The following is a 26,459-nucleotide window of genomic DNA, read 5'->3' on the forward strand; positions in this document are numbered from 1 at the left end:
GGCCACCCGTACGCCCGGCGTTCGCTCCCTTCCACAGCACTACGACATTGACAGTGCCTCCCGCCCTTTAAGACCCCTGGCCCGGGGCCTGGAAGCACACAGACGCCTGGGGTAAGACTCTTGAACAACGGCTTGACGACCGCCTGCCTGGTATTGCTCAACCAACTGAAGCAGTCCGTTCAGAAACATCCAAAACGCATCACTGCCGCCGTGGCCACCCTGCTGCTCACCGGCGGCGGCGGTGCCTTCGCAGTGGCTTCGTTCGCTCCCGACCCGGCCGACCTGCCCGTGCGCACCGTCACGCAGGCTGTGCAGTCGCTGGCGGCAGACGAACCGCTATCGTCGCTGGTGGACATCCCGCAGTACGCGCTGTACCGCTCCGACGTCACCCGCAGCGCCGATACCGCCGAGAGCATCCTGCAGCGTCTGGGCGTGGCAGACCCCGCGGCTTCGGCCTTCCTGCGCAGTGACGCCAACGTGCGGCAGAACCTGCTGGGACGCACCGGCCGCTCGATGTCCGCCGAGACGACCGACGATCACCGCCTCACCCGCCTGACGGCGCGCTGGGCCCCCGACGACAGCGGGAGCTTCAAGCGTCTGGTGGTCGAGCGCCAGCAGGACGGCAGCTTCGCCTCGCGCATCGAGACGGCGCCGCTGACAGTGGGCAGCCGCCTGGCGGGCGGCATCATCCGCAGTTCGCTGTTTGCGGCAACGGATGCCGCCAACATTCCCGACGCCGTCGCCGTGCAGCTGGCAGAGGTGTTCTCCGGTGACATCGATTTCCGGCGTGCCCTGCGCAAGGAAGACCGCTTCTCGGTGGTGTATGAAACCCTGGAGGCAGATGGCGAGCCCCTGCGCAGCGGCCGCGTGCTGAGCGCCGAGTTCCACAATGGCGACAAGACCCACAGCGCCGTCTGGTTCCAGGAGCCGGGAGCCACCAAGGGCTCGTACTACACACTGGACGGCGAGAGCATGCGCCGCGCCTACCTGTCGTCGCCGGTCGAGTTCTCCCGCGTCTCCAGCGGCTTTGCGATGCGGTTCCACCCCATTCACAAGACCTGGCGCGCGCACCTGGGTACCGATTTCGCGGCGCCGACCGGTACTTCCGTACGCACGGTAGGCGACGGCGTGGTGGATTTCGCCGGCGTGCAGAACGGCTACGGCAACGTGGTGTACATCAAGCACCGCAACCAGCACGTCACCGTCTACGCGCACCTGAGCCGCATCGACGTGCGCAAGGGCGAAAGCGTAGAGCAGGGCCAGAAGATTGGCGCCGTGGGCTCCACCGGCTGGGCCACGGGCCCGCACCTGCACTTCGAATTCCGCGTCGCGGGCGAGCACAAGGACCCGATGGTTATTGCGCGCCAGAGCGAGGCAGCCCAGCCGGTCTCGGCCGCCGCACGTCCGGCATTCGACCGCCTGGCCGGCAACATGCGCGTGCAGCTGTCCTCCGCCGCACAGATCCTGCAAGCCAGCGCCGAGTAACGCCCTTCGCCCATGGATACGCCGCCACGGTGGTTCATCGGGCTGATGTCGGGCACGTCGCTGGACGGCGTGGATGGTGTGCTCGCGCATTTTTCAGACCAAAAATGCGCTGTAGCCCAGCATGCATCAGCGCCACTAGCTCCTGATTTAAGAGCAGAACTCCTCGCTCTCAACAGCACCGGCCACGACGAACTGCACCGCGCGGCGCTCGCCGCGAATGCGCTGGCGCGTACCTATGCGAAGGTAGTCCACCGTCTGCTGGACCAAGCGGGCCTCACGGCGGCCGCAGTGCAGGCCCTGGGCGCGCATGGGCAGACGGTGCGCCACCGGCCGCAGGCGTTCGATGGCACGGGCTACACGCTGCAACTCAACCAGCCCGCCTTGCTCGCCGAAATCACCGGCATTACCGTCGTGGCCGACTTCCGCAGCCGGGACGTGGCGGCGGGCGGCCAGGGCGCGCCGCTGGTGCCCGCCTTCCACCGCGGCGTGTTCGGCCAAGCCGGACGCACCGTGGCGGTGCTGAACCTGGGGGGCATTTCCAACCTGAGTATCCTGCGGGCCGACGGGACCACCGTGGGGTTTGACTGCGGCCCGGCCAACGCCCTTATGGATCACTGGTGCGAGCGGCATACGGGGCAGCCCTACGACCACGAAGGCGCCTGGGCACGCAGCGGCCATGTCCTGCCCGCCCTGCTGGAGGCGATGCTGGACGAGCCATTCCTCGCCCTTGCGCCCCCCAAGAGCACAGGGCGTGACCTGTTCCATCCGCAATGGCTGGCCACACGCCTTGCGGCCAGCGCCGTGGGCACCGCGCCCCAGGATGTCCAGGCCACCCTTGCTGAGTACACGGCCCTTACGTGCGTCCAGGAGTTGTCACGGCACGCACGGGACTGCGGGCTGTTGATCGTCTGCGGCGGCGGGGCACTGAACCGCTATCTGATGGAGCGCCTACAGCAATTGGCGCCGACGGTTCGCGTCGAAAGCTCGGATCACCACGGGCTGCCTCCCCTGCAGGTCGAAGCGGCTGCCTTCGCGTGGCTGGCGCATCAATGCGTCCACGGCCAGACAGCCAGCTTGCCCGCGGTCACAGGCGCCCGCGGGGAGCGCATCCTCGGCGCCATCTACCCCGCCTGAGCGACCTGCCACGCAGCCATAAAAAAGCCGCCCGTAGGCGGCGGATTCTCATGGGCTGTGCGTCAGTGGTCTTCCACGGAGAAGCTGGAGCCGCAGCCGCATGTCGAGGCGGCATTCGGGTTTTTGATGACGAACTGCGCACCCTGCAGGTCTTCCTTGTAGTCGATCTCTGCACCCACCAGGTATTGGTAGCTCATGGCATCGATGAGCAGTGACACACCGTTCTTGGTCATGGTGGTGTCGTCTTCGTTCGTGATTTCATCAAATGTGAAACCATACTGGAAGCCCGAGCATCCCCCGCCCTGCACGAAGACCCGCAGCTTGAGGTCAGGATTGCCTTCTTCGGCAATCAACTCGGCCACCTTGGCGGCGGCGCTGTCGGTGAAAAGGATGGGGGCGGGCATCTCGGTCGTGGTGTTCTCGGCAACGGCGCTCATGAAGGGCTCCTTGGGTCAGTCTTTGTTTCGATGGTAAGGCATAGCCCCCAAGCGCTCCGTTCACTGTGCGTTTGACGCCAGTTTCAGTGTGGGCTTTTCTTCCAGCAGCAGCGGCGCGGCCGGGCAGAGCTGCCCGGCAATCACCGCGCCCTGGTGCATTTCAAGGGCCTTGTAATGCACGTTACCGGTGATCCGCGCCTTGGGCTGAACCTCCAGCAGCTCCGTGGCATGTACGGGCCCCTCCACCGTTCCGTTGACGATGACATGGGCGGCATGCACCGCACCTTCCACCTTTGCTGATTCGGACACCACCACAATGCTGGGTTCAGCCGAAGACCGCAGGTCGCCGATCACTTCGCCATCCACCCGCAATCCGTCAGCGAACAGCACATCGCCCTGCACGCGCGTTCCTTGCGCAATCAGGCTCTTGATCGGGGGTGGCTTCTTGCGCGAAAACATGTGGTATTCCCTCGGGGTATAGTAGTCATTGCCATGCGGGTCCGCAGCCGGGCCCTATGGCTCTAGTGAAAAAGTCTGGGCCGCGCGCAACGAGGTTCCATCCATCAGGCGCGCGGTCACGGTTTTTACCATGGCGCCCGGCGGCAGGGCCGCCACGCCCTGAACCCGCCGGTACTGCCGGAACTGAAGCGGCTGGATGACCGCTGGAGACGTGGAGGACCACTCCGCCCCGTTCAGCGTGCCCGCCAGCAGCAGTTCCAGCCGGCCCTTGAATTCCGGCGCATTGCGCATGGGCTGCATGGCCAGCACCTGCCAGCGCAACTGCCCACCTCCCTCCAAGGTCTCAGCATGCAGCCCGCGGATGGTCAGGTTGCCAGGCTTGCCGGTGGGGGTCAGCTTCTCGAAGAAGCCCAGGTCCTCCCGCAGGCTACGGTTGTCGGCTTCGAGTTGCCGCAGTTGCTCCAGCAGACGATCCATGGCCGCCTGCTCGGCTATGCGCAGGCTGCCCGCGGCTTCCTGCTTTTCGTGCTGGAGACGGTTGTGCTCGCGCAACTGCGACACCTCTGCACGAAGGCGCTGCAATTCCTCCCGGCTGCCCGCGTCCAGCCCGGCGATCCGTTTCCCCAGGTCGAAGGCCCACAGCGTCATGGCCGCGCACAGGCCCAGGACGATGGCCACGGCCGCCCAGCGCAGCGGCCATGGAAGCGCGCTGCGCACGGTGACGCGCGGAGCGGAGATCGTGAGGCGGCGGCGCAGCAGTCGGTAACGCATGGGCAGTGCACGTTTCTTTCAGTGGGATGGTCGCCGCCCGCGGCAACGCCCAAAAACAAAAAACCGCCCCGAAGGGCGGTTTCTGCAGTCTGCAGCACGCCGAGGGGCGCTGCAGCATAACGCAAGGCAGTGGCCGAGGCTTAGCGCTTCGAGAACTGCTTGGCGCGGCGTGCGGAGTGCAGACCGACCTTCTTACGTTCGACTTCACGGGCATCACGCGTCACGAAGCCGGCTTGGCTCAGTGCGGGCTTCAGCGTCGCGTCGTAGTCGATCAGAGCGCGGGTGATGCCGTGGCGGGCAGCGCCAGCCTGGCCGGATTCACCACCGCCGTGCACGTTGATCTGGATGTCGAAGGTTTCGACATGGTTGGTCAACGCCAGGGGTTGCTTGGCAATCATGATCGAGGTTTCGCGGCCGAAGTACTGCTGAATGTCTTTGCCATTCACAGTGATCTTGCCGGAACCCTTCTTCAGAAACACGCGGGCGACGCTGGACTTGCGACGGCCGGTGCCATTGTTCCATTCACCAATCATTCAAGGCTCCTTAGATTTCCAGCGCTTTAGGCTGCTGAGCGGTGTGCGGATGTTCCGCGCCGCCGTACACCTTGAGCTTCTTGATCATGGCGTAGCCGAGCGGGCCCTTGGGCAGCATGCCCTTGACGGCCTTTTCCAGCGCGCGGCCGGGGTGCTTGGCTTGCAGATCGCGGAAGTTCGTGGCCGTGATACCGCCGGGATAACCCGAATGGCGGTAGTACACCTTGTCTAGGGACTTGGTGCCGGTGACCTTGAGCTTGGAGGCGTTGATGATGACGATGTAGTCGCCGGTATCAACGTGAGGCGTGTAAATGGCTTTGTGTTTGCCGCGCAGACGGAGGGCAACTTCGCTGGCTACCCGGCCGAGCACCTTGTCGGTGGCGTCAATCACAAACCACTCGTGCACGACCTCAGCGGGCTTTGCGCTGAATGTGGACATGAGTTTCTCTTTTCTAGAGGTGGTTTGGCGGTCCTTTTCCACGGTCGGTGCTTTTCTGATGAAAGCCTCTTAGGTGGGATGTCGCGCTTCGCCGCGGGACCTAAAAATCGCTGCGAAGCCGGCCATTATACAAAATCGACCGCTGCGCAGTGCCCTACTGCGAGTAAAGCTGTCGCCTGCGCTCCTCGGCTTCCTGCCGGCGGCGGTTTTCCACGCAAACGGGATGGTTGGCCAGCCCCGGCTTCTGGCATTGCTCGTGAATGCACAAGGGGCGTGCAAAGAAACTGGATGCCTCGCAGGCCTCGTCAGGCCCGGGCACCCTTGCGGGCACCGCAGGGCGTGACGGCGCAGGGGGAGGCGGCGCTGGCTCGGGAGCCGGAGCCACAGGGGCGGGCGCTGGGGCAGGCGCGGTCGCCTCGGCAGCCTTGCGCACAAGCCGGGGTTTGGAAACGACCGCAGGCCGGGCCTCAGCCACCGACGCAGCCTCTTGCTGCACTGCCATTGGCGCGGACGCGGGGTCCGCCGCCTCATGCGACACCATCACCACCTCTGCCGGCTCCGGTGCTGGGACTGGTGACGCAAGTTCCGTGATGATCTCGTTTTCGGGCGTATACCGCGGCGTGCTCTCCCGGCCTCCCCACCACGGACTGCTGGCGATGACCAGCAGCGCCAGGGAGGCAGCCATACCCCACACCAGGCGTGCCCGTCCGCCATGGCCTGCTCTGACAACACGGGGGGCTGATGCATGGCGTGCAACCTTCGGGGAGCGGGGTGCGCGCGCGTGCGTCTGTTGACGTGTACCGGTCGGCGCGTCATGTTGCGGCATCTCGCGCGTATCTGCGAAGGCCTGCGTGTCGCCCGCATCGGCAACGGTTTCCGCAAACACGGTCGCAGGCTCCACGGGTGACACCATGAGGTCTGCCGGCGCGCTAGCCGGCGCCGCCACAACGGTGGCGGCCTGCGGCCGGGAATCCTGCGGCTGCGACATCGCCGTGAGGTCGATCATCGGGATTGCCACGCCCTGCGCATCCTTGCTCGAGGGCTCTACCCAGATGGAGCCCAGTTCGGCACGGAAGTCGAACCCGTCCAGTCCCGCGGGCGCCGCCGTCATGCCCATCGTCTGCAGGAACGCGTCGATCGATTGCGGACGGTCTTGCGGCTGCAGCGCCAGGCATTGCGACACCGCATCGACGAACGGACGCGAGTATTCCACGCCGAACTGCTTGCGCACCGTGCGTGCTACGCGGGAGAACGACACCATGCGGTCACGTATGGCACGCAGAGTAGCGGGCAGCGGCGTGTCGTTGCACAGGCAGCCATGCACGACGGCGCCCAGCGAATACAGGTCGCTCCACGGCCCTTGGTGCAGGTGCGATGCCGCGTCCGTGTACTGCTCTATGGGCGCGTAGTTGACTTTGAGCACGGCCGTGTGCTTCTGGTCCCGGTCGCTGATCGCATGCCGCGCGGCGCCGAGGTCCAGCAGCACTGGTGGGCCATGGTCCTGCAGGAAGATGTTGTCCGGCGAGATGTCGCGGTGCAGCGTCTGTCCTTCGTGCAGCACCCGCAACGCGCTGGTGACCGACCACAACACCTTGCGCAGCCATTCCTCGGGGGGCGGCGTGCGCATGTGCGCACGCGCCTGCTTGAGGGTCAAGCCGCTGTACAGGGGCATGACCATGTAGGCCGTGTGATTGGCTTCCCAGAACCGGAAGACCTTCACCAGCGAGGGATGGTCGAACTGCGCCAGCAGGCGCGCCTCGTCCACGAATGAGGCCAGGCCCGCCTGGAAAGACTGCTCGTCCGACGAGGAACGCACCCAGAGCGAATGCCCGTCCGCGCGGCCCGCCAGGGCGGCAGGCATGTATTCCTTGATCGCGACGAAACGCAGCAGGGAATGGTCGAACGCCTGGTACACCATGCCGAAGCCACCCACGCCCAGCAGCGCCACGATCTCGAACTCTCCCAACCGGGTGCCCGCCGGAAGGGCGTCGACGTGGTGCGCGACGCTGGCGGGCGTGAAGCGGGGGGGGAGCGAAGACATGGAGGGCGTTGCGGACAAGGGATGCGGATCAGCGAGGGCAGCGAAGTCTAACGAGGAAGCGGAGGAAGCACCGCGGCACGCCGCAGCGGACGCCATGATGCGCCAGGCAGCCAGGCCGACGCGCAACAAAGCGCATCCTGTCTGCCAAAAACATCACTTCCCGTACCAGGCGGACCCGCATTGTGCCCGCGATGGCGCTGGTTACCATTGGGTGCATGTTCAGTTACCGCCACGCCTTCCACGCAGGCAACCACGCCGATGTGCTCAAGCACACGGTGCTCATTGCCACCTTGCAACACCTTCTACAGAAAGACGCGGCCCTGACCGTTCTGGACACCCACGCCGGCGCGGGCCTGTACCGGCTGGACGGAGACTATGCCTCCACCAGCGCCGAATCCGCGGACGGCATCCTGCGCCTCGTGCCGCCAGCGGCTCCTCCCGCCCTGGCACCCGCGCTGCAGGACTACGTGGACATGGTGCGCGCCTTCAACCAAGGCGATGCCACGCGCGTCTACCCCGGCTCGCCCTTCATCACGCAGCGCCTCTTGCGCGCCCAGGACAAGCTCAAACTGTTCGAGCTGCACCCCACCGACGCCCGCTCCCTCGCAGGCAACATAGCCCAGCTTGAAGCAGGCAGGCAGGTGGCCGTGCTGCAGGAGGACGGTTTTGAGGGTGTCAAGAAATTCATCCCCCCACCGGCCCGCCGCGCGCTTGTACTGTGCGATCCCAGCTATGAAATCAAGAGCGACTACCTGCGCGTGCAGGCGCTGTTGCAGGATGCGCTGAAGCGCTTTGCGACCGGCGTGTATGCCGTCTGGTACCCCATCATTCCGCGGGCGGAGGCGCACGATCTGCCGCGCCGGCTCAAGACGCTGGCCCAGAAGGCGGGCAAGCCCTGGCTGCATGCGACGCTGACCGTGAAATCCAGCAAACTGGCCTCCCCTGCGGCCGCCGAAGGCGCGCGCCGGCCCGGCCTGCCGGCCAGCGGCATGTTCGTTGTCAACCCTCCCTTCACGTTGCAGGGCGTGCTGCGCGAGGCGTTGCCGCAGATGGCGCAATTGCTGGCCCAGGACCGCAACGCGTCCCACACGCTCGAGGTGGGTTAAGCCCCCGGGCTGGGGCGCCCGCACGATCCCTGGGATGCCGTGGTTTAGCGCCGCCGGGCCCGGCTCTTGCGGGGAGTAGTGCGCGCAGCGCCCTGATTTGTGCGCGCTTGCGCGGCGCCCGCTGGAGCAGCGGCCGGCGAGGCTGCGGGCGTGGACGACGGGTCCAGCTCCGGCAGATCTTCGGGGCAGCTGTCGTCGTCCGGCCCCATGTGCCAGATCTCCACGGGCTTGATACCCAGGCCCACCATGCCCAGTTCCTGCGCCGCGGCCTGGCTCAGGTCGATGACCCGGCCTGGCGCGAACGGTCCGCGATCATTGACGCGCACCACCACCACCTTGCCGTTGACTAGGCTGCGCACGCATACCCGCGCCCCGAAAGGCAACGTGCGGTGCGCGGCGGTGAGTTCCCCACGGTCAAAACGCTCGCCGCTGGCCGTGCGCCGGCCATGCAGGCTGCCGCCGTACCAGGAGGCCAGCCCGCGCCCGAGCAGCACGCCGCTTTCTTCCTCGTCTTCGCGGCCGCGCTCGATGGCGGTATCGGCTTCACGCGGAGAAGACGGTGCCGAGCGCATCCTGCCCTCCTTGCGAGCCCGCGGCGGGGCCGATACGCCGGAGTCCGGTGGGCTGTCCGCCTGCGCGCCCGCCGGTCCCGGCAGCGCCTGCGTCGGGCCAGGTGCTACTACAGAGGGCGCATCGGCGGGTGGCGCTGCGCAACCCGCCAGCACGGCCGCCAACAGCACGCCGGCCAACCACCGTCCCATGCGGCCGGGGTGCAAAGGGTCAGAAGTCGCCGCAGCGGGTGATGACGTTGGTCTCAAAACGGCGCAGATCATTGCGTTCACCCGGTGTCAGGTCGGTGCGCGCTCTCTTGGCGGCCAGGATGCGTTTGGACTCCGCGCATTGCAGCGCCTTGCGGCTTTCCTGCTCCTCCTGCGCCAGTTGGGCTTGTTCCTCGCGCTCGCGCTCTGTGCGGCGCTGGCTGCGTGCCTCGCGGCGCTCGCGGTAGTAGCGCGAGGCGGCATCGCTCTCCTCGTCGCTGCAGTCGCGTCGGTACTCGCGCTGCATGCCCGCGATGACGTCGTAGCTGGAGCCGTTGGCCGATGCCCCGCGGATGCTGTTTTGCAGCGTGCGGCAGCGCCCGCTCATGTAGCTCTCGTATTCCGGCACCTCGCGCATCGCACTGCTGCGCCGGGACGGGGTGGGCGCGTAGCTGCGGGGCTCGACGCGTGGCTCCACCGGTCCCGCCGAGACGGCGGTGGTCACCATGCCTTTGGGGCAGGGGCGCGCCAGGGTATAGACGGCGCCCTGCTCGTCGCGGCAGGAATAGCGCGTCTGCGCCGACGCGGGCGATGCCATCGCAAGCGACAGCGTGGTGAACAGCAGGGAGGCAATGACGGGACTCATACCGCAAACGCGCAGGGGATAGGAGGAAGAGGACGGGAAAAAGCTGCCGATATTACCCATCCCCGCCGCTTCAGAGCCCCAGGCGGTCGCAGATTTCCAACGTGGCCGCGCTCTGGTTCATGGTGTAGAAGTGCAGGCCCGGTACGCCCTCGCGGCGCAGTTGCTCGCACAGGTGCGTGACGACATCCAGGCCGAAGGCGCGAATGCTCGCCACATCGTCACCATAGCCCTGCAGGCGCAGGCGGATCCAGCGCGGGATCTCGGCGCCGCAGGCGTCCGAAAAGCGCAGCAGCTGCGACGCGCCCATGATCGGCATGATGCCCGGCACCACGGGCACGTCCAGCCCCAGGCGGCGCACGTCCTGCACGAAGCGCAGGTAGGCGTCGGCATTGAAGAAGTACTGTGTGATGGCCGAGTCGGCGCCCGCGCGCACCTTGGTGGCAAAGGCCTGCAGGTCGGCATCCGACGAACGGGCCTGGGGATGGACCTCGGGGTAGGCCGCCACCTCGATGTGGAAGTCGCGCCCCGTCTCGGCGCGGATGAACGCCACCAGATCGCTCGCGTAATGGAACTCGCCCCCGATGCCGTAGCCACTGGGCAGGTCGCCGCGCAGCGCAACCAGGCGCTTCACGCCCATGGCTTTCAGCTCGGCGAGCTGCGCGCGCACGCCGTCCTTGGTGGCGCCGATGCACGAGAAGTGCGAGGCCGCGCTCACGCCCTCGGCGAGGATCTCGCGCACCGTGCCGAAGGTGCCCGCCTGCGTGGAGCCCCCCGCGCCGTAGGTGACGGAGCAGAAGTCGGGCCGGCGCGCATACAGCTGCTGGCGCACGGCGCGCAGTTTGTCGGCGCCCTCGGGCGTCTTGGGCGGGAAGAATTCAAAGCTGACCGGAAAGGCCGTGGAAAGGCTCATGCCTTCCTCCTTGCATGGATGAAGAACTCGCGGTTGCCGTCGCCCCCCTCGATGGGGCTATCGATCCAGGCCACCACGTGCAGCCCCAGCTCCGTGCAGCAGTCACGGATGCGCTGCTCCACCTGCGGATACAGCTGCGCATCGCGCACGATGCCGCCCTTGCCCACTTGGCCGGGTTGCAACTCAAACTGCGGCTTGACCAGCATCAACAGCTGGCCCTGCTCTTTCAACAGCGGCACCAGCGCAGGCAGCACCAGCGTGAGCGAGATGAAGGACAGGTCGCCGGTGACGAGATCGAACGCTGGCGTGATGTCCACGTCCTCGCACCCGGGACGGCGGCGGCGCTGCACGGGCAATGAGCCCTCGGCGCGCGCCTTGGCCTTGGCCGCGCGCTCGGCCTTGAAGCTCTCGATCTCATGCTCCTTGGCGTCGTCGCTGTCGTCGTACTCATCGTCCACCATGCCGCCGTTGCGCATCCAGGCGTAGGGGGCCTGGGGCTGGGTGTCGTTGTCTTCCGCGTCCTCGATGACTTCGGACAGCGCCACGTCGCAGGCGTCCTGCAACGCCTCGGGCGTGAGGGCACGGGCATTCACGCCTTCCACGCAGACCACCCGCGGGTCGGCGCGCAGCCGCTCGTGCAACTGGCCGTGGCCCACGTCCACGCCAATCACCTGGGCAGCGCCATGTGCCAGCAGGCAGTCGGTGAAACCGCCGGTGCTCTGCCCCACGTCCAGGCAGCGCAGGCCAGCCACTTGCAGGCCCGTGGCCGCCAGCGCGCCTTCAAGCTTGAGGCCGCCCCGCGAGAGGTACTTGGCCTCCGCAGCGTCCAGCAGCTGCACCTCGACCCCCGCGGGAATGTCGTCGCCGTTCTTGGCCACCTTCTGCCACGGCAGCGTGGGCGCCAGGCGCCACTGCACGCCGGCGGCAATCAACCGCTGGGCCTGCGACCGGGTGGCCGCGTAGCCGCCTTCCACCAGAAATACGTCCGCGCGCATCGCGCTGTCCTCTCATATCGATAGCTGGCAGCGCTTGCAGCGAGCCATTTTCAGCAATATTTCATGCTGAAAACGACTACTGGCAAGCGCAAGCAGCTATGCTTTTTAACAATCAATAGCGGTAGGTGTCGGGCTTGTAGGGGCCCTGCTTCGGCACGCCGATGTAGGCGGCCTGTTCGTCGCTCAGCTCGGTCAGCATGGCGCCGACCTTCTTCAGGTGCAGGCGCGCCACCTTCTCGTCGAGGTGCTTGGGCAGCACGTAGACCTTGCCCACGTCGTAGCCCTCGGGGTGGGTGAACAGCTCGATCTGCGCGATGGTCTGGTTGGCGAACGAGTTGGACATCACGAAGCTGGGGTGGCCCGTGCCGCAGCCCAGGTTCACCAGGCGGCCCTTGGCCAGCAGGATGATGCGCTTGCCGTCCGGGAAGATCACGTGGTCCACCTGGGGCTTGATCTCTTCCCACTGGCAGTGCTCTTCGAGCTTGGCGACCTGGATCTCGTTGTCGAAGTGGCCGATGTTGCACACGATGGCCTGGTCCTTCATCGCTTTCATGTGCTCGAAGGTGATGACGTCGCGGTTGCCCGTGGTGGTCACGAAGATGTCGGCCTTGTCGGCGGCCCACTCCATGGTCACGACCTTGAAGCCTTCCATGGCAGCCTGCAGGGCGTTGATGGGGTCGATCTCGGTCACCCACACCTGGGCGCTCAGGGCGCGCAGCGCCTGGGCCGAGCCCTTGCCCACGTCGCCATAGCCCGCCACCACGGCCACCTTGCCGGCGATCATCACGTCGGTGGCGCGCTTGATGCCGTCCACCAGCGACTCGCGGCAGCCGTACAGGTTGTCGAACTTGCTCTTGGTCACCGAATCGTTCACGTTGATCGCACGGAACAGTAGCGTGCCCTTGGCCGACATTTCCTTGAGGCGGTGCACGCCGGTGGTGGTCTCTTCGGTCACGCCGATGATCTGGGCGCTCTTGCGGCTGTACCAGGTGCTGTCCTCGGCCAGCTTGGCCTTGATGGCGGCGAACAGGATGCGCTCTTCCTCGCTGCCGGGGTGGGCCAGCACGGAAGCGTCCTTCTCGGCGCGCTTGCCCAGGTGCATCAGCAGCGTGGCGTCGCCGCCGTCGTCCAGGATCATGTTCGGGCCTTCGCCCTCGCTGCCCTTGGGGCCGAAGTCGAAGATGCGGTGGGTGTAGTCCCAGTAGTCCACCAGGGTCTCGCCCTTGATGGCGAACACCGGCGTGCCGGTGGCGGCAATGGCGGCGGCGGCGTGATCCTGGGTGGAGAAGATGTTGCACGAGGCCCAGCGCACGTCGGCGCCCAGGGCCTTGAGCGTCTCGATCAGCACGGCCGTCTGGATGGTCATGTGCAGCGAGCCCGTGATGCGCGCGCCCTTCAGGGGCTGCTTGGCCGCGAATTCCTCGCGAATGGCCATCAGGCCGGGCATCTCGGTCTCGGCGATGCGGATTTCCTTGCGGCCCCAGTCGGCCAGGGAGATATCGGCAATCGCGGAGTCGGCTGGGGACTTGAGAACAGCGCTCATGGTGGTTTCCTTGATGGGTATCTGAAAAAACCGCGCCTGGGGGATGGGGCTCACCGCACCGCAAGGCGTGGGTGAGCGTCGTTGCTGGGTATGACTTCCGAGCCTCGCGCCCCGCCGTGCTGGGGACGCTGCAACGCTCCTCGGAAAGTGCAAGATTATACCGGTGCCCCCGCACCACGCGCCGCGCCGTAGAATCCCCGCCCAATGCCAGGGCGCTCCCGCAGGGTGCGCCCGCCTCTTCTCGCACCGGCCGTCGCGCACCGCGCGGCCCTCACCCAGAATCACTGTGTCGTACGCCCCAGAAACCCGGCGCCGCCGGACTTTTGCCATCATCTCCCACCCCGACGCCGGCAAGACCACGCTGACGGAAAAGCTGCTGCTGTTCTCCGGCGCCATCCAGATCGCCGGCGCCGTGAAGGGCCGCAAGGCCAGCCGCCACGCCACCTCCGACTGGATGGAAATCGAGAAGCAGCGCGGTATTTCGGTGGCGTCGAGCGTGATGCAGATGAGCTACCGCGACCACGTCATCAACCTGCTGGACACGCCGGGCCACAAGGACTTCTCGGAAGACACCTACCGCGTGCTCACGGCCGTCGATTCGGCCCTGATGGTGATCGACGCGGCCAACGGCGTGGAGGCGCAGACGCGCCGCCTGATCGAGGTCTGCCGCCAGCGCGACACGCCCATCATCACCTTCGTCAACAAGATGGACCGCGAGGTCCGCGACCCGCTCGACATCCTCGACGAGGTCGAGCGCGAGCTGGGCATGCCCTGCTGCCCCATCACCTGGCCCGTGGGCCAGGGCAAGAGCTTCGGCGGCATCATCAACCTGCGCACGCAAAGCATGACGGTCTTCCAGCCCGGCAGCGAAAAGCGCCCGCAGGACTTCGAGGTCATTCCGCTGGCCGATGCCGACAAGCTGCGCGCGCGCTTCGGTCAGGCCTTTGACGACGCACTGGAAAGCATGGAGCTGGCGCAAGGCGCCTCGGCGCCCTGGGACCATGAAGCCTTCCTGGCCGGCAAGCTCACACCGGTGTTTTTCGGCTCGGGCGTGAACAACTTCGGCGTGATGGAAGTGCTGGATGCGGTGGTGGACATGTCGCCCCCGCCCGGCCCGCGCAAGAGCTCGCTCATCGTCAACAAGCAGCCGGTGGAAAAAACCGTACTGCCCGAGGACGAGGGCTTTTCGGGCGTGGTGTTCAAGGTGCAGGCCAACATGGACGCCAACCACCGCGACCGCATCGCCTTCGTGCGCGTGGCCAGCGGCAAGTACACGCCCGGCATGAAGCTCAAGGTGCAGCGCACCGCCAAGGAACTGCGCCCCACCAGCGTGGTCACCTTCATGAGCCAGCGCCGCGAGGCGGTGGAAGAGGCCTACGCCGGCGACATCATCGGTTTCACCACGCACGGCGGCGTGCAGCTGGGCGACACCATCACCGACGGCGCCAACCTGCAATTCACCGGCCTGCCCTTCTTCGCCCCCGAAATGTTCATGACCGTGGTGCTGAAGAACCCGCTGCGCACCAAGCAACTACAGCAGGGCCTGATGCAACTGGGCGAGGAAGGCGCCATCCAGGTCTTCAAGCCCGAGGCCGGCGGCAACATGCTGCTGGGTGCCGTGGGCCAGCTGCAGTTCGAAGTGGTGCAACACCGTCTGAACACCGAATACGACTGCGACATCCGTCTGGAAGCCTGCCAGTACACGGGAGCCCGCTGGATCACCGCCGACACGCCGGCCGAACTGCGCGAGTTCGAGAACGCCTACCCCATGCGCATGGCGCGCGATGCGGCGGACACGCTGGCCTATCTGTGCACGAGCCCATATGACGTACGGCTGGCGCAGGAGCGGTTCCCAAAGATTCATTTCCATCCGCTGCGAGAGCATGCGGGGCTGGCGTTGCAAACGAGTGGTTGAGCATAAGCAATGACAGCGACCAAGACCGCACACCTGCCCAACAACTTCGACTTCATACGGATCGTGGCTGCGTCCATGGTCTTGCTGAGCCACCACTTTGCCTTAACCGGGCAGGCAGAGCCCTCATTCTTCGGACTTTATAGCTTGGGGGGGCTTGCGGTGGCGATTTTTTTCGCCATCAGCGGCTACCTGGTTGCCATCAGCTGGGCTCGCGACCCTAATCTGCTGCGATTTGGGTGGCGACGGTTTCTACGGATCTGGCCAGCCTTAACATGCGTCGTGATTCTCGCGGCCTTTGTTCTCGGTCCCTTGGTCACAACACTTCCTACTGCAACCTATCTGCAGCATGGCGCGACCTGGAACTATCTGCGCGCGCTCTTAATGCAGATCCACTATGTGCTGCCTGGTGTCTTCGAACACAACCCGTATGCAGCTGCGGTCAATGGCTCGCTGTGGACCATTCCTTTCGAGGTTCGTTGTTACATCGTCCTTGGCCTCGCGGGGCTTGTAGGTCTACTCAGGTATCGTCCAGTATTCCTGTTGTGCATCACAGCCTACATGGTTTGGTTTCTGACGACCAGCAACGCGGACACTACGGGAACTATGCACTATGGGCGAGAACTCAGCGCCTTTTTCCTACTGGGCGCAGCCTTGGCTGTGCTCGAGCCTTCTTGGCGACGCCATCCTGCACTCTGGGCGCTAGTACTTGGTTCCCTAGCTACCGCATTTTGGGTCTCTGGTTGGCGCCACACGGCGATGCTGATCGCACTCCCGTTTTTCATCATTAATACCGGCACATGCTCTACGCCGTTTGTGCGGCGCGCAGGACGGTTTGGGGACCCCTCGTACGGCATTTATCTCTTCGCGTTTCCGATTCAGCAAGCAGTGATTTTTTACTGCTGGCCGGAGGTAGGGTTTGGCGGTACCCTGGCGCTAGCAGCGGGAATCACGGTACTAGCCGCATACGCCAGTTGGCACTGCATTGAGAAACAAGCACTGAAGCTGAAACCGAATTCAAGTGGCAAACCAATGCTGGCAAGACTTGCCGTCCTTACCAATAGCTCTGAACTGCGCACATTCATCTTGCTGCTAGCGTTCTTATGCATTTTCTATCTCGCGTGGTTGATCGCATGCTGGCCAGGCATGCTCGGCCAAGACAGTCTGGCCATCATCCTGGAGATTGAAACCGGTCGAGAGTTTCAGGCCAACAAGCCAGCGTTCTGGTACCTCTTCAACTTGTTACTGTATGGATCAACCGGTCGTGTTGAAATCCCGATTGCTGTTCAGATGGCCATTTGTGCGTTGATCTCCGCCCGGATACTGACATGGCTGCTCATGCAGCAAATGTACAAGAGCTTTTTCTACTGTCTCGCTTTTATCTGCTTAGCACCTAGCGTTGTTTTTTACATTGGCAGCATGTACTCGGATGGCATATACGCCGTGGCTCTGGCGGGAATGTTGTTCGAGATTTGGATCTGCATTCGTCGCAAGTCAATCGACAGGAAATCGGCATTAATCCTCCTGCTCTCAATTCCCTTTGCTGTTTTCTCCCGCCCTAATGGGATCATCAATTTGCTGCCCGTGGTAGTTTTAGCTTTTTTGTTAGCCAAAGATCAGCGGAAATATCTTGCAGCCATAGCCCTACCGGGCCTATTTGTGGGATTCGGCAGTCAGCTTGCATTCAAATACGATAACCCGATTCTAGCCGTTCTGTTAAAGTGTTGCTAAGAAAGCTGTAATGGCTCAAAATTCCGCCCTAGTCAACGACTAGGGCGTTTCTTTGTCCAAGGAAAAATCTCATCCAACTTCAGTAAAGCCGACTAAGTGGCCGCCTAGATTTCCGCCGGCCGCGGCGGGTATTCAAGTCAATCACTGCAAGAACCCCAAGTGCGGTAACTTCGGCGTACCGCCCAAGCTTGCGGTTGCCCGAGGCGGGGCCGGTACTCCAGCTTCTTCCGTTGGCCCAGGCGACTACACCGTGGTCGCTACCGGTAAGGACCAGCCGGCACTGAAGTGCCGCCTGTGCGAGGAAATCACCCCTATGCAGAGCAACTTGGCGATTGCCGAGGAGCTTATGCGCATGTCGGAGTACCTTGAACCAGTACTCCCGCAGTGTCCGAACGAGGCCTGCTCTCTATCGGAGGGGGCGCCATCCCTTGAGAATGTGACTCGCTTCGGCACCAACGCCCACGGAACTCCCCGGTTCAAGTGTGTCGGCTGCAAGAAGGCGTTCTCCTTCGGCGGCCGGTCAACCAAGCGCCAACGTCGCAGTCACTCCAATCGCGATATCTTGGTGCATCTGATGAACGCCATGCCGCTGCGGCGCATCATCAAGGTCCTCGATATCTCCCCCAGCCAGCTATACGACCGCATCGACTTCCTCTATGAGCAGGCCCAGATGTTCGCCGGCGAGCGTGAGCGAACCCTCATGGGACGCGACGACCTAGGCTCAAGATATCTGTCGGTTGACCGGCAAAAGCTGGTGGTGAACTGGCACTCTAAGAAGGTGCGAAAGAACACACTTTTGCTGTCCATTGCAACGGCCGACCAGGCTACGGGCTATGTGTTCGGGGTCAACGTCAACTTTGACCCTGCGCTGGACTCTGCTGACGTAGAGAAGGACATGGTTCGCTTTGGCGACCATGCACTTGCCAGAGCGTTTCGCCGCTACGCGAGAGTCTGGCTACCGGCTGATTGGAATGCTGCGGCTGAGAGGGCGGCGCCTCGCGGAGGTACCTCCCGAAAGCCTATGGAATCGGTCATCGAAGAGACGTACGACGCAGCCTTAGGTCGCCCCGATATAGAAGATGGTGAAGGCCCCGCGAACTCATCCCGTGCCCCCGTAAAGGGCATGCTGCTGCATGAGCAAGTGGTGATGTACGCCCACATCCAGCTTGTCACTCGACTGCTCTGCCGTGCCAAGAAGATTCGCTTCTTCACAGACCAGGAGTCGGGCATACGTGCGGCCATTCTGACGGCCGTGCCGAAAAGGGTTCTGGACCGGACGGCTGACGCTTTCTATGTCAAGGTGCTCAAAGATATGTCAGTGGACATGAAGCGCGCGCTGGTTGGTGCAACCAAGCGGCGTCTGGCGCGCTTAGCGGAGAAATACGGGGTAACCCCTGAGGCTGCAGAACTTCTGGCTGCCGAGGAAGAACTGGCGCGCATGGTTGCCATCGGCAAGTGGGGGGACCGCTGGTTCCGCCATCCCATATCGGAGATGCGTGAGCCTGAGAAATCCGTTTGCTGGCTGACCGATATCGACCCGGTCGAAACCGAACCGGACAAGCGTCGGCTCCAGCTTAGCCACCAGGCGCTACTGCACCTGAAAGCCACCCTTACCGCTGTCGACCGCTTCTTTATGCAGGTCCGGCGAGGCCTCACGCTGGCAGAACGCGCGGTGGCCAGCGCCAACACCGACCGACGTCTCTGGTTCGGGAAGAGCGCCTACAACCCCGAAGTCCTGGTGAAGGTGCTCGGCATCTTCCGGACGTACTTCAACTACTGCGAGGTTGGCCGGGACGGGAAAACGCCGGCAATGCGGCTGGGGCTGGCGCGCGGACCCATAGCGCCCGAAGACATCATCTATTTCACTCCCGAACCGCCCGAAAGACGCCGCGCGCCTGCCGCTCGGTCGCTCAAGCCCTCCGGCCCCGTGGCTCACGCAAGCGAGTCACTTGCCGCGTAGGACCCGTAGTTCGAGGTGAGCTTGGTCCGCAGTCAGGGAGCTCACTCGCACTTGGTAGACAGAGAGGGGGGCTCCCGATTCAGGCCCCGAGGACTCTTCCCATTCGGCTACACCCCCTTCACCCTCGCCGCTCACCGAGGAAAGGTACGGGCTCCGCCCTGTGCAGGCCAGCACTACTGCCGGGGCTAGGGTCATCCGCGGCAGAATACCGGTTGGTTTGACCCAATTTGTTACTTCAGCGCCTCTGATAAGGACACGACAAGGCTGGCTGCCATTGTCTCGCCAAGCCTCAACGCTCAGAGAGACAGTCCGATTGCCGTATGCCACGGGAGTGCTGCCCCTGAAGTCCGGAGCGGGCTCGTCGTTGCAGGCAGTGAGGAAGCTGGCGGCACACACGAGCGCGACGCCTAGGGAAAGGGGCTTGAAATTCAGCATGTCCCTTATAGCGACCAAAGAAACGAAGCCCCTCGTGCCGAAGCAGAGGGGCTTGAATCAAGGGCTTAGCAACACCTTAACGGAACGGCTAGTAACCCGATTGGCTCTTTTTTCCCTTTGGCCCTCTACGAAACCGTGGGCTTCCTTGAACATCGGCCAATGGGACTTTGGGAATTCAATGAACCCCGGGTTACACCAAAGACTCTAGAGTCGTTAACGGCTGGTGGCGCAACGCTAGAGCAAATCAGCGACTACTATGACCACTACTACTGGGACCCTCTGATCTTCTTTCCAAAAGGGCCTGCGCTCTTGTCACTTCCCAAAAAAGACAAAAAAATCATCATCCAAGAATTCTTTAAATACAACCTCTGGCACAACTTCCCTGCATTTGCAGCTAGCCGTGTCAACATATTTTTCTATGCTGCCATGGCCCGTGCTTCCATGCCGGGACCGCTGGGCGCCAAATTCTTGCTCCCCAGGACGAAGTCGGTTTCCATGGCCGAGTCGGTCAACTTACCCACAGACAAGTACTTGCTTGGATGGTTTGATTTTTCCATTAAATACAGGGCGATTTATTGGGCACCGTGGCTGGGGCTAGCCCTAATTGCGGTGGGTGCACGCCGCTGCATGAAACACCGCGATATCGCCGTCTGCACGATGGTTGGGATCTACGCATTGCAGTTCATCGCCGTCTTCACGTTTTCCATCGCGGGTGAGTACCGGTATCTCCTCGCATTCTTTACCGCTCCTTTGGCACTGCTACCAGCCCTCTACTCCCAACCAGATTTTGGCCATGCCTAGAACCACTATTGCGCTGACCTTACTTTGCGTTTTGTGCATCAGCATCGGCCAGATCCTTTTCAAGAAGGCTGCCGCTGGATTCGATGCTCCGGTGACATGGCGCTCGCTAGTGTTGAACGGATGGCTAATCGCATCCTTGATGCTCTACGGTGCGACCACATTGGGGTGGGTGTGGATCCTGCGCCAAGTACCTTTAAACCTCGCATATCCATTCATGGGACTTGCATTCCTTTTTGTCCCAACGCTTGCATGGCTGGTGCTAAACGAGCCCCTGCATTGGAAAACTTTTGCAGGTGGTTTTTTGATCCTCGCAGGCATCATGCTCACGTCCCATTGAACCGAACTCAATTCACCATGCGCATAGCCGTTGCCATCCCTTGCTATAAAGTTACGCAACACGTCATTGGCGTGATTGACAGCATCGGGCCGGAAGTTGAGGTGATCTACGCAGTGGATGATGCCTGCCCCCAGCATAGTGGCCGCTTCATCGAAGAGCACAACCAGGACCCCCGTGTGTGCGTCCTCTATAACCCCGAGAACCGCGGCGTGGGCGGTGCCATCGTGACGGCCTATAAAGCCGCGATGACCGATGGCATGGACATCGTCGTCAAGATTGATGGCGATGGGCAGATGGACCCAACTTTATTGCCGCTTTTTGTGCGCCCACTCCTGCAAGGAAAGGCCGACTACACCAAAGGCAACCGTTTCTTCCGCCCTGAGTCAGTCCAGGGTATGCCGCCGGTGCGGTTGTTTGGTAATGCCGTGCTGTCGTTCATGACCAAGCTGAGTTGCGGTTATTGGAATGTGATGGATCCGACCAACGGCTACACCGCCATACGCACCTGCGTGTTGGCAGAGATGCCGCTGGACAAACTGGAGCGCCGCTATTTCTGGCTCTTCGTCATTTCGTGTGGAACCCAACAGTCACAATGACTCCTGGTCGTCGAGCCCGGTGGGCATGTGTGCAGGCCGCTGGCCGGCCTGTGCACATGTCCACGAGGCGTGTTTGATCAGGAGGATGAGTCCATGGGCATTGCCGTAGAAGCTCTGTTCACCAGCGCGCTGGGCTTGCAGCCGCCGTGGGTCGTCGATGACGTCAGGCTCGACACCGCCAAGCGGCGTATCGACTTCGAGATCGGCTGCCACACCAGCAGGCTCGCCTGCCCGGCATGCGGTGCGGCCACGCAACCGGTGCACGACCGGCTGCGCCGATCCTGGCGGCACCTGGACTTCTTCCAGTTCGAGGCCTGGCTGCATTGCGACGTGCCGCGCGTGGCCTGCGGTGCCTGCGGCAAGACCACGCAGGTGGCCGTGCCCTGGGCGCGTCCGGGCTCGGGCTTCACCGCGGCGTTCGAAGCGCTGGCGCTGACCTTGTGCCTGGACCTGCCGGTGCGCCAGGCCGCCGAGTTGCTGCGCTGCAAGGACAAGCGGCTGTGGCGGCGCATCGAGTTCTACGTCGAGCAGGCGCGTGCGCTGGAAGACTTCGCCGGCGTGCGCACGGTGGGCATCGACGAGACCAGCCTGCGGCGCGGGCAGCACTACATCACCGTCGTGCACGACCTGGATCGCAAGCGGCTGCTGTTGGCCACCGAGGGGCGCGAGCACCGCACGGTGGTGGAGTTCGCCGAGGATCTGAAGGCCCATGGCGGCGATCCCGCCCAGGTGCGGCACGTGTGCATGGACATGAGCGCGGCCTACGCCAAGGGCGTGGCGCTGGCGCTGCCCCAGGCGCAGATCAGCTACGACCGCTTTCACGTCGTCTCGATGGCCATCGATGCGATGGACCAGGTGCGCCGCGCGGAGATGGCCACCGACGCGCAGGCGGTGCGAGCCGCGCTGGGCGCTGGCGGCCGCAAGACGCTCAGGCAGCTGCTGTGGGGCATGCGGCGCAACCCCAGCACCTGGAGCGCCCGCCAGATCCAGGCGATGCACTGGCTGCAGCGCTCGACGCTCAAGAGCGCGCGGGCGTGGCGGCTGAAGATGGCGCTGCGCGAGGTGTACGCGCGGGCCACAGCGCACAACAGCATCGAACAGGCCGCATCCGACCTCAGGGCCTGGCTGAGCTGGGCGCGGCGCTGTCGGCTCGAGCCGTTCAAGAAGCTGGCCGCCACGCTCAAGGAGCGGTTCGACGCGGTGGTGCGCAGCATGGTCGATCACCGCAGCAACGCCTTCGTCGAGGCGATGAACGGGCTGCTGCAGCAGGCCAAGCGCGCCGCACGCGGCTTCAGGACGAGCCAGAACTTCATCGCCATCGCCTACCTGCGCATGTCCAAGCTCAAGCACCTGCCGGCCAGCCCGTTCGCGCCGGCGATGCCCCAGTGACGGTGTTGCTTTCCACACGAAACGACATGGAGCCCTATTTCTTCGAGACGGATATGTTGTTTCGCCTGAACACGCTGCGTGCAGTGGTACGAGACGTACCAATGGATTCCGTGTACGCCGACGAAGAATCCAACCTCAAGGTCGGCAAAGTGCTGCCCGAGTTCCTGCGCAAGCACGCCTCACGCTTGTGGCGCAGGTACATCTACAACTACCTTATTCGCGATTTCAACGTAGGTTCCCTCTACAGCATATTTGGCGGGTTGCTAGTCTTAGTGGGGACCGTGTTTGGCACCGTACGCTGGCTCGACAGTACACTCTCACACAACCCTGCCACCAGCGGCACGGTCATGCTGGCCGCATTGCCTATTCTGATCGGCATCCAGTTCCTGATTGCATTTCTGCACTACGACGTGAGCAATGCTCCCACAGAACCGCTGAGCCAATCATTAGACAGCAGGACGCATGACAATCAATAAACCTGAAGCCATCCTGTTTCTTCGCCTCGGCTCTCGGAGCCGTAGGTGTAGTGATGTCTGAAGGCCATGCTCAGACTGCGCCGCAATCCGAACCCAGAACCCTCATCCTAGCCTCGCCGATCGCCGGAACGTATTACTGCAGTGAGGCACGGCAGGACACCAGCATTGCCGACTCTACACTGTCGAGCCGTCCTGTTGCACGCACGGGGAGCGCCGAATAAGGCGTGAACCGCATCGAACTAGGCCCTCACAATCCCAAAGATGGATCCGACAAGTTCTATCGGGCCATCATCGAATTTGCCAAGCAATGATGCATTCTCTGAGCGATTGGCCATGCTCCGCGCGGGCGCCAATCCATGGTGTGTTTACCGACATCGACGACACCCTGACCACCGACGGCGCCATCACCGCCGATGCCCTGCAGGCACTGGCCGACCTGAAAGCCGCAGGGCTGCACGTCATTCCAATCACGGGCCGGCCGGTGGGCTGGAGCGAGCCTTTTGCCGCCGCCTGGCCCGTGGACAGCATCGTTGCTGAGAACGGCGCGGTGGCGCTGCTGCGGGCGCCCCGAAATTTTGACCCAAATGGCCTACAGTCCCCGTGCGATAAGCGCGAGCAGCTATTAAAGTTGTATCAACAGGACGCCGCCACGCGCGCCTCCAACTTCGCGCGCATGCAACAGGTGTTGGCCGAGATTGAAGCCGCCGTGCCCGGCGCCCGGCGCGCCACCGACTCGCCGGGGCGCGAGACGGACATCGCCATCGACCACAGTGAATTCACGCACCTGCCCCAGGCGGCCATCGACCAGGCTGTCGCCCTGATGCATGCCGCGGGCATGAACGCCACCGTGAGCAGCATCCACATCAACGGCTGGTTCGGCGCGCACAACAAGCTGGAGGGTGCGCGATGGATCGTGCGCGAGCTGTTCGGGCGCGATCTGGACGCCGAGCTGGAGCACTGGGTCTACATCGGAGACTCCACCAATGACCAACTCATGTTTGCGCACTTCCCACACAGTGTGGGTGTGGCCAATATTGCGCGTTTCGTGCCCCAACTGCAGCATCTGCCGCGCTATGTGACGCAGGGCGAGCGCGGGGCAGGGTTTGCAGAACTTGCGCAATCCTTGCTCGCCATCAACGATCGCTGACATCGACCGTCCAAGTGCGCGTTGCACTACCAAAACGCCACCGGAGCTTCACAACTCGCCTTCTAAAATGACCCTTTTCACAAAAAGGGTTACACCATGGCAAGGCGCATTCCCGCAATGCTGGCGCTGGCGTTGTTCGCCGGGCTGGCGTCGCAACCCGCGGCGATGGCCCAGGCCGGCCGCAGCAAGGTGGACATCGACACGCGCTTGCAGCAAGCCATGGCGGACCCCAAGCTGGCCGACGATCTCTACAAGGTGGGCCGCAAGGTCTCGGCGGTGTGCGCCAACTGCCATGGGGACGGTGGCAACAGCACCAAGCCTTCGGTTCCCAACCTCGCGGGCCAGAACCCGGCCTATCTGCTTGAGCAGGTGCGGCAGTTCGCAGACGGGCGCCGCCGCTACGAGTTCATGGAAGGCATGATCCGTGCGATGAACAGCGACGAGAAGATCGGCATGGTGCTCTTCTACGCCGCGCAGCCCGTCACTCCCAAACCCGTGGCGGACGCAGCGCTGCAGGCCAAGGGGCAGGAGATCTTCGGCAAGAACTGTTTTCGCTGCCATGGCGACATGGGCCGGGGCAACGACCAGATCGCACGCATTGCCGGCCAGCAGACCGACTACCTGCGCAGCACTCTCAAGCGTTACCGCGACGGCCCAAACACGCGCGCCAATTCGATCATGACGCCTAACACCAAGCTCCTCACGGACGCCGACATCGAGTCGCTGGTGGCGTACGTCTCGTCGATGCAGTGAAGCACTGCCCGCTCGGGCGGGACGATCACAGCTTGTACGTGGACAGCAGGATGCTGGTTTCGGTGCGCGCGATGCCCGGCGTGAGCCGAATGCGCGTGAGCGCCAGGTCGAATTCCTCCAGGCTCTGCGCATGCAGCTCGGCCACGATGTCCCAGCGGCCGTTGGTACTGTGCAGCGCGCCGACCAGCGGCTCTCCACGCAGGGCGCGAATCACGTCAGGCGCCGCGTTCCCTTCCACTGCAATGCTCATCCAGGCGCGGATCCGGTGGGGCTCCGACTCGGGGCGCAGCCGCACGGTGTACCCGACGATGACGCCCTCTTCCTCCAGCCGGCGCAGGCGGTTCTGAACGGTGCCCCGGGCCACGCGCAGACGTGCGGCGAGCGCCGCCACCGGCATGCGGGCATCCGCACGCAGCAGGGCAATGATCTCGCGGTCGACGTCGTCCATGTTGCGCATAGTGCCACGGGTTGCTGGCGAAACGCCAGTTTTCTGCGCTTATTGAGCAGTTTGCAGGCTGGCACCAAGCGCAGGGCCTGTCCACAATGGGGAAACACGTTGGACCGACACCATGACACGCCTCATTGACTTGCCGACCCTTGCTGACTTCGTGCATGAACGGGGTGCCGCACGCTGCATGACCGAGCTGGCGGCCGAGCTTCGCGCCGACTTCCTGCGTTGGGAGTCTTTTGACAAGTCCGCCCGCACGGCCAGCCACAGCCCGCGCGGCGTGATTGAGCTGATGCCCGTGGCTGACGATGCGCTCTACAGCTTCAAGTATGTGAACGGCCATCCCGGCAACCCTGCCAGCGGACTGCCCACAGTGATGGCCTTCGGCGTGCTGGCGGAGGTCCGTACCGGCTATCCGCTGCTGCTGTCGGAGCTGACGCTGACCACGGCGCTGCGCACCGCTGCCACGTCGGCGCTGGCGGCGCAGGCGCTTGCACGACCCGGCAGCCGCCGCATGGCGCTGGTTGGCAACGGGGCGCAGGCGGAGTTCCAGGCCCTGGCCTTCCACGCGTTGCTGGGCATCCGCGAACTGCGGGTGTACGACACCGACCCCGCCGCCACCGACAAGCTGGTGCGCAACCTGGCGCACGTCGATGGCCTCACCGTGGAGCGCGCCGCCAGCACGGCCGAGGCCGTGCGCGGCGCGGACATCGTGACCACGGTCACCGCCGACAAGAGCCGCGCCACCATCCTCACTCCCGCGATGGTGGAACCCGGCATGCACCTGAATGCCGTGGGCGGCGACTGCCCCGGCAAAACGGAACTGCACCCCGATGTGCTGCGCGGGGCGCGCGTGGTCGTGGAATACGAGCCGCAAAGCCGCGTGGAGGGCGAGATCCAGCAATTGCCCGCGGACCATCCCGTTACCGAGCTTTGGCGGGTGCTGCGCGGCGACGCGCCGGGGCGCACGCGGGCCGACGAAGTCACGGTGTTTGATTCCGTGGGCTTTGCGCTGGAGGACTACTCCGCACTGCGCTACCTGTACCAGCAGGCCCAGGCGCGCGGCCTGGGCGTGGATGTGGAGCTGGTGCCCACAGACGACCCCAAGGACCTGTTCGGCCGCACGCGCGGCGCTGGCGCCCAAGGCCGCACGCGGCTGCGGCGCGTGGCTTGACCGACTCAAGCCAAATCAGGCTCTAACACCCATCCATAAAGCG

Annotated in this window: 24 protein-coding genes, 2 pseudogenes and 1 riboswitch; of the genes and pseudogenes, 14 read left to right on the top strand and 12 right to left on the bottom strand. The window is 63.9% G+C overall.

Annotation, left to right across the window (positions count from 1 at the left end; translation table 11 throughout):
- Positions 1-120: 120 nt before the first annotated feature.
- Both MRB47_RS17375 and MRB47_RS17380 read left to right on the top strand, forming a co-directional pair.
- A complete protein-coding gene (locus MRB47_RS17375) occupies positions 121-1,485 on the top strand; it encodes a M23 family metallopeptidase (protein WP_011804084.1) in 1,365 nt (454 codons plus the stop codon).
- A gap of 12 nt (positions 1,486-1,497) precedes the next feature.
- Positions 1,498-2,619 (top strand): anhydro-N-acetylmuramic acid kinase, encoded by a 1,122-nt coding sequence (locus MRB47_RS17380; protein ID WP_252101316.1) that lies wholly within the window; start codon positions 1,498-1,500, stop codon positions 2,617-2,619.
- Positions 2,620-2,681: 62 nt separating this feature from the next.
- On the opposite strand, the gene erpA is transcribed toward MRB47_RS17380, so the two are convergent.
- The 6 genes from erpA to MRB47_RS17410 all read right to left on the bottom strand — a co-directional run bounded on the left by erpA (position 2,682) and on the right by MRB47_RS17410 (position 7,299).
- The gene (gene erpA, locus MRB47_RS17385) at positions 2,682-3,056 is read right to left on the bottom strand and encodes an iron-sulfur cluster insertion protein ErpA (protein WP_011804082.1); all 375 of its coding nucleotides are present in this window, start codon (positions 3,054-3,056) and stop codon (positions 2,682-2,684) included.
- Positions 3,057-3,116: 60 nt separating this feature from the next.
- The gene (locus tag MRB47_RS17390; protein WP_011804081.1) at positions 3,117-3,515 is read right to left on the bottom strand and encodes a polymer-forming cytoskeletal protein; all 399 of its coding nucleotides are present in this window, start codon (positions 3,513-3,515) and stop codon (positions 3,117-3,119) included.
- Between the two features lie 54 nt (positions 3,516-3,569).
- Positions 3,570-4,286 (bottom strand): DUF6776 family protein, encoded by a 717-nt coding sequence (locus MRB47_RS17395; RefSeq protein WP_012655620.1) that lies wholly within the window; start codon positions 4,284-4,286, stop codon positions 3,570-3,572.
- Positions 4,287-4,426: 140 nt separating this feature from the next.
- On the bottom strand, positions 4,427-4,819 hold the full coding sequence (rpsI, locus tag MRB47_RS17400) for a 30S ribosomal protein S9 (protein ID WP_011804080.1): 393 nt from the start codon (positions 4,817-4,819) through the stop codon (positions 4,427-4,429).
- Positions 4,820-4,829: 10 nt separating this feature from the next.
- A complete protein-coding gene (rplM, locus tag MRB47_RS17405; protein WP_011804079.1) occupies positions 4,830-5,258 on the bottom strand; it encodes a 50S ribosomal protein L13 in 429 nt (142 codons plus the stop codon).
- A gap of 154 nt (positions 5,259-5,412) precedes the next feature.
- Positions 5,413-7,299 carry a serine/threonine protein kinase gene (locus MRB47_RS17410; RefSeq protein WP_252101317.1) on the bottom strand — a complete coding sequence of 629 codons (1,887 nt, stop codon included), beginning with the start codon at positions 7,297-7,299 and terminating at the stop codon, positions 5,413-5,415.
- Positions 7,300-7,514: 215 nt separating this feature from the next.
- Between MRB47_RS17410 and MRB47_RS17415 the strand changes: the two genes are divergently transcribed.
- The gene (locus MRB47_RS17415) at positions 7,515-8,405 is read left to right on the top strand and encodes a 23S rRNA (adenine(2030)-N(6))-methyltransferase RlmJ (protein ID WP_252101318.1); all 891 of its coding nucleotides are present in this window, start codon (positions 7,515-7,517) and stop codon (positions 8,403-8,405) included.
- A 44-nt stretch (positions 8,406-8,449) separates the two neighbouring features.
- Here the strand turns inward: MRB47_RS17415 and MRB47_RS17420 are convergent, their stop codons facing one another.
- From MRB47_RS17420 to ahcY, 5 genes are all read right to left on the bottom strand, one after another.
- Positions 8,450-9,166, bottom strand: a complete 717-nt coding sequence (locus MRB47_RS17420) for a septal ring lytic transglycosylase RlpA family protein (protein ID WP_313146632.1) — start codon at positions 9,164-9,166, stop codon at positions 8,450-8,452.
- A 19-nt stretch (positions 9,167-9,185) separates the two neighbouring features.
- Entirely contained in the window at positions 9,186-9,809 is a 624-nt protein-coding gene (locus tag MRB47_RS17425) for a DUF4124 domain-containing protein (RefSeq protein WP_252101319.1), read from the bottom strand.
- Positions 9,810-9,879: 70 nt separating this feature from the next.
- Positions 9,880-10,719: a methylenetetrahydrofolate reductase [NAD(P)H] gene (metF, locus tag MRB47_RS17430; RefSeq protein WP_252101320.1), complete on the bottom strand. Its 840-nt coding sequence runs from the start codon at positions 10,717-10,719 to the stop codon at positions 9,880-9,882.
- Positions 10,716-11,714, bottom strand: coding sequence for a TlyA family RNA methyltransferase (locus MRB47_RS17435; RefSeq protein ID WP_103738622.1), 999 nt, complete (start codon positions 11,712-11,714; stop codon positions 10,716-10,718). Before MRB47_RS17435 ends, metF begins: the two co-directional genes overlap by 4 nt.
- A gap of 112 nt (positions 11,715-11,826) precedes the next feature.
- Positions 11,827-13,257 (bottom strand): adenosylhomocysteinase, encoded by a 1,431-nt coding sequence (gene ahcY / locus MRB47_RS17440; protein ID WP_011804072.1) that lies wholly within the window; start codon positions 13,255-13,257, stop codon positions 11,827-11,829.
- A gap of 66 nt (positions 13,258-13,323) precedes the next feature.
- A riboswitch (S-adenosyl-L-homocysteine riboswitch) is annotated at positions 13,324-13,405 on the bottom strand.
- 138 nt (positions 13,406-13,543) lie between these two features.
- Here ahcY and MRB47_RS17445 point away from each other — a divergent pair.
- The 10 genes and pseudogenes from MRB47_RS17445 to MRB47_RS17490 all read left to right on the top strand — a co-directional run bounded on the left by MRB47_RS17445 (position 13,544) and on the right by MRB47_RS17490 (position 24,794).
- Positions 13,544-15,172 carry a peptide chain release factor 3 gene (locus MRB47_RS17445; protein WP_252101321.1) on the top strand — a complete coding sequence of 543 codons (1,629 nt, stop codon included), beginning with the start codon at positions 13,544-13,546 and terminating at the stop codon, positions 15,170-15,172.
- Positions 15,173-15,181: 9 nt separating this feature from the next.
- Positions 15,182-16,900, top strand: coding sequence for an acyltransferase family protein (locus MRB47_RS17450; RefSeq protein WP_252101322.1), 1,719 nt, complete (start codon positions 15,182-15,184; stop codon positions 16,898-16,900).
- 52 nt (positions 16,901-16,952) lie between these two features.
- Positions 16,953-18,860, top strand: coding sequence for a hypothetical protein (locus MRB47_RS17455; protein ID WP_252100595.1), 1,908 nt, complete (start codon positions 16,953-16,955; stop codon positions 18,858-18,860).
- Positions 18,861-19,412: 552 nt separating this feature from the next.
- Complete coding sequence (locus MRB47_RS17460) at positions 19,413-20,096, top strand: hypothetical protein (RefSeq protein ID WP_252101323.1); 684 nt, start codon at positions 19,413-19,415, stop codon at positions 20,094-20,096.
- Positions 20,089-20,433: an EamA family transporter gene (locus MRB47_RS17465; RefSeq protein ID WP_252101324.1), complete on the top strand. Its 345-nt coding sequence runs from the start codon at positions 20,089-20,091 to the stop codon at positions 20,431-20,433. The genes MRB47_RS17460 and MRB47_RS17465 overlap by 8 nt, the downstream gene beginning before the upstream one ends.
- Positions 20,434-20,450: 17 nt before the next feature.
- A pseudogene (locus MRB47_RS17470) lies at positions 20,451-20,990 on the top strand (glycosyltransferase family 2 protein); the annotation flags it as partial.
- A gap of 132 nt (positions 20,991-21,122) precedes the next feature.
- Positions 21,123-22,418, top strand: a complete 1,296-nt coding sequence (locus MRB47_RS17475; RefSeq protein WP_252101325.1) for an ISL3 family transposase — start codon at positions 21,123-21,125, stop codon at positions 22,416-22,418.
- Positions 22,419-22,453: 35 nt separating this feature from the next.
- A pseudogene (locus tag MRB47_RS17480) lies at positions 22,454-22,894 on the top strand (glycosyltransferase family 2 protein); the annotation flags it as partial.
- Positions 22,895-23,204: 310 nt separating this feature from the next.
- Complete coding sequence (locus tag MRB47_RS17485) at positions 23,205-24,041, top strand: HAD hydrolase family protein (protein WP_252102649.1); 837 nt, start codon at positions 23,205-23,207, stop codon at positions 24,039-24,041.
- Positions 24,042-24,137: 96 nt separating this feature from the next.
- Positions 24,138-24,794: a c-type cytochrome gene (locus tag MRB47_RS17490; protein WP_252101327.1), complete on the top strand. Its 657-nt coding sequence runs from the start codon at positions 24,138-24,140 to the stop codon at positions 24,792-24,794.
- A gap of 25 nt (positions 24,795-24,819) precedes the next feature.
- On the opposite strand, the gene MRB47_RS17495 is transcribed toward MRB47_RS17490, so the two are convergent.
- Positions 24,820-25,251: an Lrp/AsnC family transcriptional regulator gene (locus MRB47_RS17495; protein ID WP_088887658.1), complete on the bottom strand. Its 432-nt coding sequence runs from the start codon at positions 25,249-25,251 to the stop codon at positions 24,820-24,822.
- A gap of 112 nt (positions 25,252-25,363) precedes the next feature.
- Between MRB47_RS17495 and MRB47_RS17500 the strand changes: the two genes are divergently transcribed.
- On the top strand, positions 25,364-26,416 hold the full coding sequence (locus MRB47_RS17500) for an ornithine cyclodeaminase (protein WP_252101328.1): 1,053 nt from the start codon (positions 25,364-25,366) through the stop codon (positions 26,414-26,416).
- The last annotated feature ends 43 nt before the right edge of the window (positions 26,417-26,459 follow it).

The organism is Diaphorobacter sp. LI3, assembly GCF_022807955.1.
GTDB classification, from domain to species: Bacteria; Pseudomonadota; Gammaproteobacteria; order Burkholderiales; family Burkholderiaceae_C; genus Diaphorobacter; species Diaphorobacter nitroreducens.

Coding starts and splice junctions, on each gene's coding strand:
- MRB47_RS17380 (WP_252101316.1), top strand. CDS start 1,498: ATGGATACGCCGCCACGGTGGTTCATCGGGCTGATGTCGGGCACGTCG.
- erpA (WP_011804082.1), bottom strand. CDS start 3,056: ATGAGCGCCGTTGCCGAGAACACCACGACCGAGATGCCCGCCCCCATC.
- MRB47_RS17390 (WP_011804081.1), bottom strand. CDS start 3,515: ATGTTTTCGCGCAAGAAGCCACCCCCGATCAAGAGCCTGATTGCGCAA.
- MRB47_RS17395 (WP_012655620.1), bottom strand. CDS start 4,286: ATGCGTTACCGACTGCTGCGCCGCCGCCTCACGATCTCCGCTCCGCGC.
- rpsI (WP_011804080.1), bottom strand. CDS start 4,819: ATGATTGGTGAATGGAACAATGGCACCGGCCGTCGCAAGTCCAGCGTC.
- rplM (WP_011804079.1), bottom strand. CDS start 5,258: ATGTCCACATTCAGCGCAAAGCCCGCTGAGGTCGTGCACGAGTGGTTT.
- MRB47_RS17410 (WP_252101317.1), bottom strand. CDS start 7,299: ATGTCTTCGCTCCCCCCCCGCTTCACGCCCGCCAGCGTCGCGCACCAC.
- MRB47_RS17415 (WP_252101318.1), top strand. CDS start 7,515: ATGTTCAGTTACCGCCACGCCTTCCACGCAGGCAACCACGCCGATGTG.
- MRB47_RS17420 (WP_313146632.1), bottom strand. CDS start 9,166: ATGGGACGGTGGTTGGCCGGCGTGCTGTTGGCGGCCGTGCTGGCGGGT.
- MRB47_RS17425 (WP_252101319.1), bottom strand. CDS start 9,809: ATGAGTCCCGTCATTGCCTCCCTGCTGTTCACCACGCTGTCGCTTGCG.
- metF (WP_252101320.1), bottom strand. CDS start 10,719: ATGAGCCTTTCCACGGCCTTTCCGGTCAGCTTTGAATTCTTCCCGCCC.
- MRB47_RS17435 (WP_103738622.1), bottom strand. CDS start 11,714: ATGCGCGCGGACGTATTTCTGGTGGAAGGCGGCTACGCGGCCACCCGG.
- ahcY (WP_011804072.1), bottom strand. CDS start 13,257: ATGAGCGCTGTTCTCAAGTCCCCAGCCGACTCCGCGATTGCCGATATC.
- MRB47_RS17450 (WP_252101322.1), top strand. CDS start 15,182: ATGACAGCGACCAAGACCGCACACCTGCCCAACAACTTCGACTTCATA.
- MRB47_RS17465 (WP_252101324.1), top strand. CDS start 20,089: ATGCCTAGAACCACTATTGCGCTGACCTTACTTTGCGTTTTGTGCATC.
- MRB47_RS17475 (WP_252101325.1), top strand. CDS start 21,123: ATGGGCATTGCCGTAGAAGCTCTGTTCACCAGCGCGCTGGGCTTGCAG.
- MRB47_RS17485 (WP_252102649.1), top strand. CDS start 23,205: ATGCATTCTCTGAGCGATTGGCCATGCTCCGCGCGGGCGCCAATCCAT.
- MRB47_RS17490 (WP_252101327.1), top strand. CDS start 24,138: ATGGCAAGGCGCATTCCCGCAATGCTGGCGCTGGCGTTGTTCGCCGGG.
- MRB47_RS17495 (WP_088887658.1), bottom strand. CDS start 25,251: ATGCGCAACATGGACGACGTCGACCGCGAGATCATTGCCCTGCTGCGT.
- MRB47_RS17500 (WP_252101328.1), top strand. CDS start 25,364: ATGACACGCCTCATTGACTTGCCGACCCTTGCTGACTTCGTGCATGAA.